The organism is Virgibacillus aidingensis (genome assembly GCF_010994035.1).
In the GTDB taxonomy this organism is placed as follows: Bacteria; Bacillota; Bacilli; order Bacillales; family Amphibacillaceae; genus Virgibacillus_N.
Window position 1 is genome coordinate 39,885 of record NZ_WIXN01000018.1, and the last position, 13,531, is coordinate 53,415.

The window sequence follows — 13,531 nt, forward strand, 5'->3', positions numbered from 1 at the left end:
ATGGAAATATTTACTTACATGGAAAAATACGATTATGAACAGCTTGTATTTTGTCAGGATGAAAATTCAGGTTTAAAAGCAATTATAGCCATTCATGATACAACGTTAGGGCCTGCGCTGGGCGGCACTAGAATGTGGACATATGACTCCGAAGAAGCGGCAATTGAAGACGCTTTAAGACTGGCAAAAGGAATGACATACAAAAATGCAGCTGCCGGCTTAAATTTAGGCGGAGGGAAAACTGTGATTATCGGCGACCCAAGAAAAGATAAAAACCCTGAAATGTTTCGTGCTTTTGGCCGGTACATCCAAAGTTTAAACGGGCGCTATATTACAGCAGAAGATGTGGGAACAACAGAAGAGGATATGGACCTGATCCATATGGAAACAGACTTTGTCACCGGGATTTCAGCAGAATCACAAGGATCCTCAGGCAATCCGTCACCTGTTACTGGGTACGGAATTTATAAAGGAATGAAAGCCGCTGCAAAGGAAGTTTTCGGAAATGAGTCTTTAGAAGGTAAAACTATAGCCGTACAGGGTGTTGGTAATGTAGCTTATGCCCTATGTGAGCACCTCCATGAAGAAGGCGCAAACATAATTGTAACTGACATAAATAAAGAGGCGGTAAATAGGGCTGTGGAAGCCTTCCACGCTGAGGCCGTTGACCCGGATGATATTTATGATGTAGATTGTGACATTTATGCCCCTTGTGCATTGGGAGCAACAATCAATGACGAAACGATTCCCAAATTAAAAGCTAAAATTATTGCCGGTTCGGCAAATAATCAATTAAAAGAATCAAAACATGGGGATATTATCCACGAAAAGGGAATTTTATATGTGCCTGATTATGTAATAAATGCCGGCGGGGTGATAAATGTTGCAGATGAGTTAAACGGTTATAATCAGGCAAGAGCAATGAAAAAGGTGGAAACCATTTACGACAATTTAACGAAAGTATTTGAAATAGCAAGACGGGATCATATTCCTACACATGCAGCTGCTGACAGAATGGCAGAAGAAAGAATAACATCAATGAAAAAATCAAGAAACCAGTTTCTGTTGAACAATCATCATATTTTAAGCAGAAGGTAATGCCGCTTGATATAACGGAGGTCTGCACTTTGCAATCAAAATATCGAGTTCTTGTCATTAATCCCGGCTCTACATCGACGAAAATAGGTGTGTTTGATAATGACATTTGCATTTTCGAAAAATCAATACGCCATAAACCGGAAGATTTAAAAGAGTTTATGTTTATTATCGATCAATATGATTACCGGAAAAACATTATTCTTGAGGAATTGGATTATGAAGGAATTAATATTTCCAAATTACATGCGGTTTGTGGAAGGGGCGGCTTATTGCGGCCAATTGAAGGAGGGACCTATGAAGTAAACGAAGCCATGATTCATGACCTCCGGACTGGATATAACGGAGAACATGCATCCAACCTGGGCGGAATCATAGCACAGGAAATAGCGTCGGGTCTTAATATCCCTGCTTATATTGTAGACCCTGTCGTCGTTGATGAACTGGAGGAAGTGGCGCGTTTTTCAGGCGTACCGGACATACCCAGAAAAAGCATTTTTCATGCTTTAAATCAAAAAGCCGTAGCCAGAAGGGCAGCATATGATTTACATAGAAGCTATGACGAAATCAGTTTGATTGTAACGCATATGGGCGGCGGTATAACAGTGGGCGGCCATAAGCACGGCAAAGTCATCGATGTGAATAATGGACTGCATGGTGACGGTCCTTTTTCCCCGGAAAGGGCAGGGACGGTGCCTGCCGGAGATTTGGTTTCACTATGTTTTTCGGGACAATATTACCGTGATGAAATTATGAAAAAGCTGGTTGGGCAAGGCGGCTTAATGGCATATTTGCAGACGAATGATGCCTTGGAGGTAGAAAAGCGCATTTCCTCCGGTGACCAAAGTGCAAAACAGGTTTACGAAGCAATGGCCTATCAAATTGCCAAGGAAATCGGTTCCATGAGTGCGGTGCTTCAAGGGAAGGTAGATGCCATAGTATTAACCGGGGGGCTTGCATATGGAAAGAAATTTGTGGAAATGATTACAGAACGGGTCAACTGGATTGCAGATACGGTCGTTTACCCGGGGGAAAATGAATTGCAGGCTTTAAATGAAGGGGTATTACGTGTATTAAGACAGGAAGAAAAACCTAAAGTATATCCAAACAACATTTAGGGAGTGAAACAGTATGGCAGAAGATTACGATCTCGTGATACTTGGAGGTGGCACCGGCGGCTATGTAGCTGCAATTCGTGCATCGCAGTTGGGAATGAAGGTTGCCATTGTGGAGAAAGGAGAGCTTGGCGGCACATGCCTTCACAGGGGATGCATTCCGTCAAAGGCATTGCTCCGCAGTGCTGAAGTATTCAGACAGACAAAAGAAGCAGAGCAATTTGGTATAGTTACAAAGGAACCTGCTATTAATTTTTCAAAAGTCCAGGAGAGAAAAGAAAATATTATCCAAAAACTGCATCAAGGTGTCCAAGGATTAATGAAAAAAGGTAAAATAAAAGTTTATCATGGGTTTGGCCGAATACTGGGCCCGAGTATTTTTTCTCCAATGCCCGGAACCATTTCTGTCGAGTATGAGAACGGAGAGGAAAACACGATGATTGTTCCAAACAATGTACTCATCGCCACCGGATCTAAACCAAAATCATTGCCAGGATTGGAAATGGACGGGGATTTTGTAATGAGTTCCGATGATGCGCTCCAAATGGAATCCCTGCCTAAGTCGATATTAATTGTTGGCGGCGGTGTAATTGGCATAGAATGGGCTTCCATGCTTGCAGACTTTGGTGTAGCAGTTACTGTCATTGAATATGGCAGCCGAATATTGCCGACAGAAGATGATGCCATTTCAATAGAGTCTGAAAAACTATTGAAAAAGAGAGGCATCAAATTTGTAAAAAATGCGAAAACACTCCCGGAAACACTTTCCATTGTGGATGGGGTTTCTGTAGATGCTGAAGTAAATGGAAAGACGGAAAGTTTTCACGCTGAAAAAATGCTTATTTCCGTTGGCAGAGAGGCCAATACAACAAACATTGGCCTGGAAAACACCGATATTGCCGTTGAAAATGGGGTTATAAAGACAAATGAATTTTACCAGACTAAAGAATCCCATATATACGCCATTGGAGATGTTATAGGCGGAATGCAGCTGGCACATGTGGCGTCACACGAGGGAATCACTGCAGTAGAACATATGGCCAACCAAAATCCGTATCCTATTGACTATAATAATGTTCCTTCCTGTATTTACTCTTCCCCGGAAGTTGCCAGCGTAGGGATGACAGAAAAACAGGCGGAAGAAAAAGGATTTGATATTAAAACAGGAAAATTCCCATTTCAGGCTATCGGTAAGGCACTTGTTCACGGTGAATCTGACGGATTTGTGAAAATCATTTCAGATAAAGTGACAGAAGATATTATAGGGGTTCATATGATTGGCCCTCATGTAACGGACATGATTTCAGAAGCAGGGCTTGCAAAAGTGCTTGATGCTACTCCTTGGGAAATAGCTCAATCAATGCACCCGCACCCGACATTATCTGAAGTGATGGGAGAGGCCGCACTTGCAGTGGAGGGAAATCAAATTCATGGATAAAAATAAATCCAGAAGCACCTGGTTACCGATGTGCTGACTAAGCCTCGAACCATCTGGTATGGTTTTTCTGCCATGAAAAATCCGGGATAAAGACAAATGCTCGTCACAGCGTAAAAATTGCTATTGCTGGGAGATGAACCGGAAAGAATGAAATTTTGCATATCAGCTATTAATTTTATAATTTCTTAAGTTACAAAAGGAGGGGACAAACATGTCAAAAAATCGTCATAAAGCATTAAACTTAACAGATGATAAAGTACTTGAAATGTATAAAACCATGCTATTGGCCCGAAAGCTTGATGAAAGAATGTGGCTTTTAAACCGTGCGGGGAAAATACCGTTTGTTATTTCCTGTCAGGGGCAGGAAGCAGCACAGGTAGGGGCCTCCTTTGCACTGGACAGGGAAAAGGATTATGCAGCTCCGTATTATCGGGACATGGGGGTTGTACTGGCATTTGGCATGACTGCAAAAGAATTAATGTTATCCGGTTTTGCTAAAGCAGAAGACCCCAACTCCGGAGGAAGGCAGATGCCGGGGCATTTCGGACAGAAAAAGAACAGAATTTTAACAGGATCTTCACCCGTAACTACACAACTGCCTCACGCAGTTGGTGTAGCGCTTGCAGCAAAAATGGAGAAAGAAAGTTTTGTATCTTTTGTGACATTGGGAGAGGGTTCTTCCAATCAGGGAGATTTCCATGAGGGACTGAATTTTGCCGGTGTACATAAATTACCGGTTATCACCATGGTCGAAAATAATAAATATGCCATATCCGTTCCTATTGAAAAACAACTTGCGAGCGAGACGGTGGCTGAACGCGGACAGAGCTATGGAATGCCGGGTGTTACTGTAGATGGAAATGATCCGTTAGCAGTATACGAAGCAGTAAAGACAGCAAGGGAACGAGCGGTAAATGGAGAAGGACCTTCGTTAATAGAAGCGATAACGTATCGTTTGACTGCACATTCAAGTGACGATGATGACCGGTTATACCGGGAAAGTAATGAAGTGGAAGAAGCAAGGAAAAACGATTCAATTATCACATTTGCAGCCTATTTGAAAGATAACGGAATACTTACGGATGAATCGGAAAAGGAGTTGAATGATGACATCGCCAATTTGGTGAATGAAGCTACCGATTATGCGGAAAATGCGCCATATGCTGAACCTGAGGATGCGTTAAAATTTGTTTACGAGGAGTAATGAGGGGGATAAACAATGCCAGTAATGTCATATATACAAGCTGTAACAACTGCATTAAAAGAAGAAATGGTGCGGGATGAAAAAGTTTTTATTTTGGGTGAAGATGTAGGGAAAAAAGGCGGTGTTTTTCGCGCCACTGATGGATTATTTGAAGAGTTTGGCGAATACCGGGTGCTGGATACGCCGCTCGCTGAATCCGCTATTGCAGGGGTTGGGATAGGTGCTGCCATGTACGGGATGCGCCCGGTAGCTGAAATGCAGTTTGCCGATTTTATTATGCCTGCAGTCAATCAGATTATATCCGAAGCTGCAAAAATTCGCTACCGCTCAAATAATGACTGGAATGCACCAATTACCATTCGGGCTCCATATGGGGGCGGCGTTCATGGTGCACTATATCATTCCCAGTCTGTGGAAGCTGTTTTTGCCAATCAGCCCGGACTGAAAATTGTCATGCCTTCCACACCATATGATGCCAAAGGTTTATTGAAAGCTTCCATTCGTGATAATGACCCGGTGCTGTTCTTCGAGCATAAACGGGCATACCGTCTGCTGAAAGGGGAAGTGCCTGAAGATGACTATGTACTCCCGATTGGAAAGGCTGATGTAAAGCGGGAAGGATCGGATATAACAATCATTACTTATGGTTTATGTGTTCATTTCGCACTTCAGGCTGCCGAAAAATTGGCTGAGGAAGGAATAGATGCACACATTTTGGATTTAAGAACGGTTTATCCCCTTGATCAGGAAGCGATCATTGAGGCTGCGAAAAAGACAGGAAAAGTGTTGTTAATTACGGAAGATAACAAAGAAGGAAGTATTATTGGTGAAGTAGCAGCCATCATTGCAGAAAATTGCCTGTTTGATCTGGACGCACCTGTTCAGCGTCTCGCCGGCCCAGACGTACCAGCCATGCCATATGCCCCGACAATGGAAAAATATTTTATGGTGAATCCGGACAAGGTGGAAAAAGCGATGCGGGAGCTTGCGGAATTCTAAATGAAGGAAGGTGTTTAAAATATGGCCAAAGAAAAGATAAACATGCCCCAATTAGGTGAAAGTGTAACAGAGGGAACAATTAGTTCCTGGCTTGTAAGTGAAGGGGATAAAGTGAACAAATATGACCCTATAGCTGAGGTAATGACAGATAAAGTAAATGCGGAAGTTCCCTCCTCATTTACCGGCACGATTAATGAACTTGTAGCACAGGAAGGAGATACGATTGCTGTAGGCGACTTAATGTGCTACATAGATACAGAAGGAGATTCAAGCGGTTCGGCCTCTGTAAATGAAAAAAGTTCTGCAGAATCAGACGGAAAACCATCTGCACCTGAAGATAAAAAGACTGTTCAGCAGGTAAATAAAGACCAATCAATGAAAAAACGGTACTCTCCGGCTGTGTTAAGAATGGCGCAGGAAAATGATATTGACCTTGAGCAGGTGAATGGCACCGGCCGTGGAGGCAGAATTACAAGGAAAGATATTGAAAAAATAATAGAAACCGGAAAAATTCCAAAAGCAGAGGAGCCGAAAACCGCGCCGGCAGCTGGACCGAAGGCTGCAAACGAATCAACTCAGACACCTTCTACAGCACCAAAACAGAAGGCGCAAAACGGCGATGTGGAAATACCGGTAACTGGTGTACGGAAAATGATAGCCCAAAATATGGTGCGATCCAAACAGGAAATTCCGCATGCCTGGATGACAGTGGAAGTGGATGTAACAGATCTTGTCACTTATAGAAATGCCATCAAAAATGACTTCAAGCAGAAAGAGGGATATGGTTTAACTTTCTTCGCCTTCTTTGTAAAAGCAGTAGCACAGGCACTGAAAGAGTATCCGGAGCTAAACAGCACATGGGCGGAAGATAAAATTATACAAAGGAAAGATATTAACCTGTCCATTGCAGTAGCAAAGGATAATGAATTATTTGTACCAGTCATCAAACATGCTGATGAAAAAAGCATTAAAGGAATTGCCCGCGATATTAATGATCTGGCAGCAAAAGCAAGAACAGGGAAATTGACTGCAGATGATATGCAAGGCGGTACATTTACTGTAAACAATACAGGTTCATTTGGATCCGTACAATCCATGGGGGTAATCAACCATCCGCAGGCGGCAATTTTACAGGTGGAATCTATTGTAAAACGGCCTGTTATATTGAATGATATGTTTGCAGCAAGGGATATGGTGAATTTATGTTTATCACTTGATCACCGTATTTTGGACGGTCTTGTTTGCGGCCAATTTTTAAGAAGGCTAAAAGAAATTCTTGAAAATATGAATAAGGATAATACGAATATCTATTAAAATGCCGCGGCGGCTAAAATAGTTAACTTGTGTATTCCAGCAGTCTAAAAAGAAATTCATGTCAATAAATTGAAAAATGCAATAAGAATTGATATGCTTGTTGAGAGTTTAACTATACTTAAGTCTATAAGGGGATGAAATATACATGGATTTCAACTTATTCATGAAAGACGTAGTTGATGCAGCCCGTAAGGATATTACAGAAGCAGGTTATCAGGAGCTTACAACACCGGAGGAAGTGGATGAAGTCTTAACTCAAGATGGAACGACACTGGTAATGGTTAACTCCACTTGCGGCTGTGCCGGTGGCATTGCCCGCCCTGCCGCGGCCAATGCTATCCATTATGATAAAAGACCGGATCATTTAGTAACAGTATTTGCAGGGCAGGATCGTGAAGCCACAGAAAAAGCACGTGAATATTTCGAAGGGTATCCTCCTTCTTCACCATCATTTGCCTTTATGAAAGACGGAAAAATTGTAACCATGCTGGAACGCCATGATATTGAAGGATTTAGTGCCATGGATGTAATGGATAAACTTCAGCAGGTCTTTGAAGAACATTGTGAAGAAGTTTAAAATACTTTGAGGCTGGCTCTATAATATAGGTCAGCCTCCTTTTCGTCAATACACGTACACATATATTACATAAAAAATAGAATTAAATGGAGATGGATCAGTAAAACAGTAGATATGAAGGCCGGAATATATCAAAATTAATACAGATTTTTCAAGACACAGCCAATAAAACATATTATACTGGTAATAAATTAAGGTTTTTGCCGTTTAGACCTGCGCAGTACATTGTTTCATTAGTATAGAAAATATAAAAGACTGGCAATGATCCAGTCTTTGTTGCTTGCCTTTACTATATGAACATGGCCAAACCGGCAGTCAGGGATGATAGTAACATTGCAATAATCATAATATAAATAATTATTCTCGTTCTTCGTTCGCGTTTTGATTTTTTGCGTGTTGCCACAATTAGTCCTCCTTTAATACAGCTTACTACTTGTATTTTAGCGTGAAAATGATAGATGAACAAGTGGTAATAGAGAAATAGGATAAATTTATGCAAATAAATAAACATATGGGGGTAGCAGATAAATGAGTGAAAACGAAAATAATCAGAGAAAGGCCTGGGAAAATTCCGTTGAATCGGTAATAAAACGATTTCCAGAGAGAAAAGAAAAATTTACGACTTCTTCGGATATTGAGGTGGAACGGTTATACACCGAAAGAAAAAAAGATGATACAGCTGAATACCCGGGGCTATACCCATACACAAGAGGCATACAGCCTACAATGTACCGCGGAAGATTCTGGACCATGCGACAATACGCCGGATTTGGATCAGCCACGGAAACTAATAAGCGTTTCCGTTATTTATTGGAGCAGGGGCAGACAGGTCTTTCCGTAGCCTTTGATTTGCCTACCCAAATCGGTTATGACTCCGATGACATTATGGCTGAAGGAGAGGTAGGGAAAGTTGGCGTTGCTATCGATTCTCTGGAAGATATGGAAAAACTGCTGGACCGGATACCATTGGATAAAGTGAGTACTTCCATGACCATTAATGCACCGGCATCCGTACTTCTGTGCATGTATATTGCTGTAGGAGAAAAGCAAGGGGTTCCTTTGGAGAAACTAACCGGGACCATACAGAATGATATACTAAAGGAGTATATTGCCCGAGGAACTTATATTTACCCGCCAAAGCCTTCCATGAGGCTGATCACCAATATTTTTGAATACTGTCAAAAACATGTTCCGAAGTTTAATACGATCAGCATTTCCGGTTACCATATCCGGGAAGCCGGTTCTAACGCTGTACAGGAAGCAGCATTCACCATTGCAAACGGCATGGCTTATGTGGATGCGGCACTGGAGTCGGGACTTGATATAGACTCGTTTGCACCAAGGCTGGCCTTTTTCTTTAATGCCCATAATAATTTTTTTGAAGAAGTTGCCAAATTTCGTGCTGCCAGAAGAATTTGGGCCAAATTAATGAAGGAGCATTATAAAGCAAAGGATCCAAAAAGCTGGAAAATGCGATTTCATACGCAAACCGGAGGTTCTACATTAACTGCCCAGCAGCCTGACAATAATATTGTACGGGTCACCCTGCAAGCGCTTGCTGCTGTGATGGGCGGAACACAAAGCCTGCATACAAATTCAAGGGATGAAGCTTTATCCCTGCCAACAGAAGATTCTGCAAGAATTGCCCTCCGGACCCAGCAGATTATTGCCCATGAAAGCGGTGTGGCCGATACGATCGATCCACTGGGCGGATCCTATTATGTTGAACAGTTAACGGACAAAATGGAAGCGGAAATTAATGCCTATTTGGATCGAATTAAGGAAATTGGCGGAGCGGTTCAGGCTGTGGAGGAAGGGTATATGCAGCGGGAAATTCATCAAAATGCCTATGAAACGCAAAAAAATATTGAAAAAGAAGAAGAAATTATAGTCGGGTTAAATAAATTTACTTTGGAAGAAGAAATTGATCCTGACCTGCTAAAAGTGGATGAAACTTTGGAAAAAGCACAAATTGATGCCATCAGCAACATTCGCAACAGCAGAGACCAGGCCAAGGTGGATAAGGCACTGAGCGTACTTAGGGAAAATGCCAAAAAGACTGACAGCAACTTAATTCCGTATATTTTGGATGCGGTTAAGACATATGCTACCATCGGTGAAATTTGCAACGTACTGCGTGATGAATTTGGCGAATACGCAGGCATATAAGACGAGGGGGATAATGATGGGAAAGATTCGAGTATTAGTAGCCAAACCTGGACTGGATGGCCACGACCGGGGAGCTTTAGTTATTTCACAGGCACTCAGGGATCGCGGTATGGAAGTCATTTATACAGGATTACGTCAATCACCGGCACAAATTGCACAGGCAGCGGTACAGGAGGATGTGGATGTAATTGGTTTATCTTCTTTGTCGGGGGCCCATAAGTCACTGTTCCCTAAAGTAATCGGGGAGTTAGCCAAGAGAAATGCCAGTGATATTCCCGTTATTGGCGGAGGTGTGATACCAAGTGAGGATATTTCCTTTTTGCTGGAAAACGGAATTAAAAAGATTTTTACAAGCGGTGCTTCCACAGAAGCGATGGCAAACTATATTGAAGAATTAATCGATCCGAAAAAAGAGTCGCCTAAACCTCCGGAAAAGATCGCCCATATCGGGATCGCGGTGAAGCAAATCGATGCCGTTCTTCCTTTTTACACGGATACATTAGGACTTACACTCGAAGGCGTAGAAAAAGTGGATTCAGAGGGGGTCAAAGTTGCCTTTTTAAAAATTGGCGAGACCAGATTTGAATTATTGGAACCTGTAAATGAAAATTCACCGATTCAGGAATTTTTATCCAAAAAGGGAGAAGGCATCCATCATATCGCCTTAGAAGTGGACAATCTTCATGAACGGCTGCAAAGGTTGAAAACAGAAGGCATAAGCATGATTAATGATGAACCAAAGAACGGAGCACATGACAGCAAGATAGCATTTATTCATCCTAAGGCCGCAAACGGCGTTCTGTTTGAATTATGTGAGCATAATAGCAGGGGTGAGGCATAGTGGATATATTTGATAAAATCAATGAACTGTACGATAAGCGGAGGGAAGTAGAGCTTGGCGGCGGGGACGAAAGAATAGACAAGCAGCATGAAAAAGGTAAAATGACTGCACGGGAACGCATTGATTATCTGTTGGATGACGGTTCATTTGTTGAATTAAATCCTTTTATTGAACACCGTGCCTCCGACTTTGGCATGGATAACAAAACAGCAAAAGGAGAAGGTGTGGTAACCGGATACGGAAAGATCAACGGAAAGCCAATTTATTTGTTTGCCCAGGATTTCACTGTCTACGGTGGTGCTTTGGGAGAAATGCACGGTAAAAAAATTGCCGCTGTCATGGATTTGGCAGCAAAAAACAATGTGCCATTTATAGGATTAAACGATTCAGGGGGTGCCCGTATCCAGGAAGGAGTTTCTTCGTTGGATGGATATGGACATGTCTTTTACCGTAACTCCGTTTATTCCGGAGTCATTCCGCAAATTTCCGTCATCATGGGACCAAGTGCCGGCGGTGCCGTCTATTCACCGGCTATTACCGATTTTGTAATAATGGTGGAGAAAACATCACAAATGTTTATTACCGGTCCAAAAGTGATCGAGACGGTGACAGGAGAAAAAATAACATCAGAGGATCTGGGCGGGGCTGCCATTCATAATGCCAAAAGCGGAAATGCCCATATTAAAGCTGCCAGCGAAGAAGAAGCACTGGATGCCGTTCGGAACCTGCTATCCTATTTACCTGCCAACTACAAGGAAAAGCCTGAGATTCGAGATTGGCAGGATGAGAACGCGGAACGACCTGCATTAACGGAGATTGTTCCCTTTAATGCAAGAAGTCCTTATGATGTAAAAAAAGTAATCCATGAAGTAGTGGATCCGGACAGTTTTTTTGAAATACATGAACATTTTGCAAAAAACATTGTCGTCGGCTTTGCCAGAATAAAAGGGGAGACGGTCGGACTTGTCTGCAATCAGCCTAAATACCTGGCCGGCGGTCTTGATATTGATTCCAGTGATAAAGCTGCCAGATTTATACGTTTCTGTGATGCCTTTAATATCCCGCTCATTACATTTGAGGATGTAACCGGATTTTTTCCAGGGGTAAAACAGGAGCATGGCGGGATTATCAGACACGGTGCCAAGATTCTGTATGCTTACTCTGAAGCTACTGTGCCTAAAATAACGGTGATAACGAGAAAGGCTTATGGCGGAGCTTATGTTGCCTTAAACAGCAAGTCCATCGGTGCAGATCTCGTTTATGCATGGCCAAATGCGGAAATTGCGGTCATGGGACCGGACGGTGCAGCAAATATTATATTTGCCAAGGAGATCGCGGAAAGTGAAAATCCCGAAGAGACCCGGCAGCAAAAAATTGATACATACCGTCAAAAATTTGCCAATCCATATGTAGCTGCAGGACTTGGCATGGTCGATGATGTGATTGATCCGAGGGAAACACGGATTAAGCTTATTCAGGCTTTGGAAATGCTGTTTAATAAGCAGGAGGACAGACCAAATAAGAAACATGGCAATATTCCATTATAGGAGTGTCATATGTTTTTGATTATGAAACGGAGGTTCAGTTAATGACAGATGTCAATCAGGAAAGACTAATTAATGAATTCATAGAGCTTGTGCAAATAGATTCAGAAACAAAACATGAAGCAGAGATTGCCAAGGTTCTGACGAATAAATTTACACAGCTGGGCCTTGATGTGGTGGAAGATGACAGCAAAGAAAGGACCGGGCATGGTGCCGGAAATTTAATTTGCACCATGAAAGGCAATAATCAGGATGCAGATCCAATTTATTTCACTTCCCACATGGATACAGTAGTTCCCGGAAAAGGGATCAAGCCCATTATAGAGGATGGCTATATTACATCAGATGGCTCCACCATTCTCGGGGCAGATGATAAAGCTGGGATTGCAGCAATGCTTGAGACAATCCGCGTTCTTAAAGAAAATAATATAGACCATGGCGATATTCAATTTATAATAACAGTCGGAGAAGAGTCAGGACTGGTGGGAGCAAAAGAACTGGATGCCTCCCTTATCAACGCAAAATACGGCTATGCGTTGGACAGCAACGGAAAAGTCGGTGAGATAGTAGTTGCAGCTCCAACACAGGCTAAACTGTGGACCATCATGAAAGGCAAAACAGCCCACGCCGGGGTGGCACCGGAAAAAGGAGTTTCTGCCATCACACTTGCAGCAAAAGCAATTGCTAAAATGCCGCTGGGCAGAATTGACGAGGAAACGACTGCAAACATCGGCCGTTTTGAAGGCGGAAAGCAAACAAATATTGTAGCTGATCATGTCGAAATATTGGCAGAGGCACGTTCATTGGACCCCGGTAAAATGGACAGACAGGTACAGAAAATGAAAGATGCTTTTGAACAAACAGCTGAAAACTTTGGAGGTTCTGCAGAAGTTACGGTAAAATTAATGTACCCGGGTTATAAACAAGAATCAGGCGATCATCTGGTGAAAGTAGCCATAAATGCGGTCAAAGCGATAGGCCGAGAAAGCAAACTCGTGAAAAGCGGCGGCGGCAGTGATGCGAATATTATTGCCGGTCATGGTATTCCTACTGTAAACTTAGCGGTAGGCTACGAAGAGATTCATACAACCAGTGAAAGAATGCCTTTGGAAGAGCTGGTAAAAATAACAGAATTAGTCACTGAAATTATAAAAGAAGTCAGTGGAAATTAACTTCATTATCATCCCTTTGTTCATTTTTATGACAAAGGGATTTCCTCTATTTATGATATAATA

Annotated in this window: 12 protein-coding genes; 11 read left to right on the top strand and 1 reads right to left on the bottom strand. The window is 42.3% G+C overall.

The genetic code is table 11. The features are described from left to right. The 7 genes from bcd (at position 1) to GHD25_RS14590 (ending at position 7,742) form a co-directional block, all read left to right on the top strand. Positions 1–1,098: a branched-chain amino acid dehydrogenase gene (gene bcd, locus GHD25_RS14560; protein ID WP_164218106.1), complete on the top strand. Its 1,098-nt coding sequence runs from the start codon at positions 1–3 to the stop codon at positions 1,096–1,098. After that, positions 1,098–2,213 (top strand): butyrate kinase, encoded by a 1,116-nt coding sequence (gene buk, locus GHD25_RS14565; protein ID WP_164218108.1) that lies wholly within the window; start codon positions 1,098–1,100, stop codon positions 2,211–2,213. The genes bcd and buk overlap by 1 nt, the downstream gene beginning before the upstream one ends. Before the next feature lie 13 nt (positions 2,214–2,226). Then, complete coding sequence (gene lpdA / locus GHD25_RS14570) at positions 2,227–3,648, top strand: dihydrolipoyl dehydrogenase (protein ID WP_164218110.1); 1,422 nt, start codon at positions 2,227–2,229, stop codon at positions 3,646–3,648. A gap of 211 nt (positions 3,649–3,859) precedes the next feature. Next, entirely contained in the window at positions 3,860–4,852 is a 993-nt protein-coding gene (locus tag GHD25_RS14575; protein ID WP_164218112.1) for a thiamine pyrophosphate-dependent dehydrogenase E1 component subunit alpha, read from the top strand. A 15-nt stretch (positions 4,853–4,867) separates the two neighbouring features. Further along, on the top strand, positions 4,868–5,851 hold the full coding sequence (locus GHD25_RS14580; protein WP_164218114.1) for an alpha-ketoacid dehydrogenase subunit beta: 984 nt from the start codon (positions 4,868–4,870) through the stop codon (positions 5,849–5,851). 21 nt (positions 5,852–5,872) lie between these two features. After that, positions 5,873–7,165, top strand: a complete 1,293-nt coding sequence (locus GHD25_RS14585) for a dihydrolipoamide acetyltransferase family protein (protein WP_164218116.1) — start codon at positions 5,873–5,875, stop codon at positions 7,163–7,165. Between the two features lie 145 nt (positions 7,166–7,310). Next, complete coding sequence (locus tag GHD25_RS14590) at positions 7,311–7,742, top strand: BrxA/BrxB family bacilliredoxin (protein WP_164218118.1); 432 nt, start codon at positions 7,311–7,313, stop codon at positions 7,740–7,742. A gap of 289 nt (positions 7,743–8,031) precedes the next feature. Here GHD25_RS14590 and prli42 read toward each other — a convergent pair whose 3' ends face one another. Next, complete coding sequence (gene prli42 / locus GHD25_RS20025) at positions 8,032–8,145, bottom strand: stressosome-associated protein Prli42 (protein WP_240452374.1); 114 nt, start codon at positions 8,143–8,145, stop codon at positions 8,032–8,034. Positions 8,146–8,270: 125 nt separating this feature from the next. On the opposite strand from prli42, the gene GHD25_RS14600 reads away from it, so the two are divergent. The 4 genes from GHD25_RS14600 to GHD25_RS14615 are packed head-to-tail and all read left to right on the top strand — an operon-like array spanning position 8,271 to position 13,468. After that, positions 8,271–9,911, top strand: a complete 1,641-nt coding sequence (locus GHD25_RS14600) for an acyl-CoA mutase large subunit family protein (protein ID WP_164218122.1) — start codon at positions 8,271–8,273, stop codon at positions 9,909–9,911. A 16-nt stretch (positions 9,912–9,927) separates the two neighbouring features. After that, positions 9,928–10,752, top strand: a complete 825-nt coding sequence (gene mce, locus GHD25_RS14605) for a methylmalonyl-CoA epimerase (protein WP_164218124.1) — start codon at positions 9,928–9,930, stop codon at positions 10,750–10,752. Then, positions 10,752–12,299 (top strand): acyl-CoA carboxylase subunit beta, encoded by a 1,548-nt coding sequence (locus tag GHD25_RS14610; RefSeq protein WP_205601369.1) that lies wholly within the window; start codon positions 10,752–10,754, stop codon positions 12,297–12,299. Before mce ends, GHD25_RS14610 begins: the two co-directional genes overlap by 1 nt. Before the next feature lie 41 nt (positions 12,300–12,340). Continuing rightward, the gene (locus GHD25_RS14615; protein ID WP_164218126.1) at positions 12,341–13,468 is read left to right on the top strand and encodes a M20/M25/M40 family metallo-hydrolase; all 1,128 of its coding nucleotides are present in this window, start codon (positions 12,341–12,343) and stop codon (positions 13,466–13,468) included. The last annotated feature ends 63 nt before the right edge of the window (positions 13,469–13,531 follow it).

Coding starts and splice junctions, on each gene's coding strand:
- mce (WP_164218124.1), top strand. CDS start 9,928: ATGGGAAAGATTCGAGTATTAGTAGCCAAACCTGGACTGGATGGCCAC.
- lpdA (WP_164218110.1), top strand. CDS start 2,227: ATGGCAGAAGATTACGATCTCGTGATACTTGGAGGTGGCACCGGCGGC.
- bcd (WP_164218106.1), top strand. CDS start 1: ATGGAAATATTTACTTACATGGAAAAATACGATTATGAACAGCTTGTA.
- GHD25_RS14615 (WP_164218126.1), top strand. CDS start 12,341: ATGACAGATGTCAATCAGGAAAGACTAATTAATGAATTCATAGAGCTT.
- GHD25_RS14575 (WP_164218112.1), top strand. CDS start 3,860: ATGTCAAAAAATCGTCATAAAGCATTAAACTTAACAGATGATAAAGTA.
- GHD25_RS14600 (WP_164218122.1), top strand. CDS start 8,271: ATGAGTGAAAACGAAAATAATCAGAGAAAGGCCTGGGAAAATTCCGTT.
- GHD25_RS14590 (WP_164218118.1), top strand. CDS start 7,311: ATGGATTTCAACTTATTCATGAAAGACGTAGTTGATGCAGCCCGTAAG.
- GHD25_RS14580 (WP_164218114.1), top strand. CDS start 4,868: ATGCCAGTAATGTCATATATACAAGCTGTAACAACTGCATTAAAAGAA.
- buk (WP_164218108.1), top strand. CDS start 1,098: ATGCCGCTTGATATAACGGAGGTCTGCACTTTGCAATCAAAATATCGA.
- GHD25_RS14585 (WP_164218116.1), top strand. CDS start 5,873: ATGGCCAAAGAAAAGATAAACATGCCCCAATTAGGTGAAAGTGTAACA.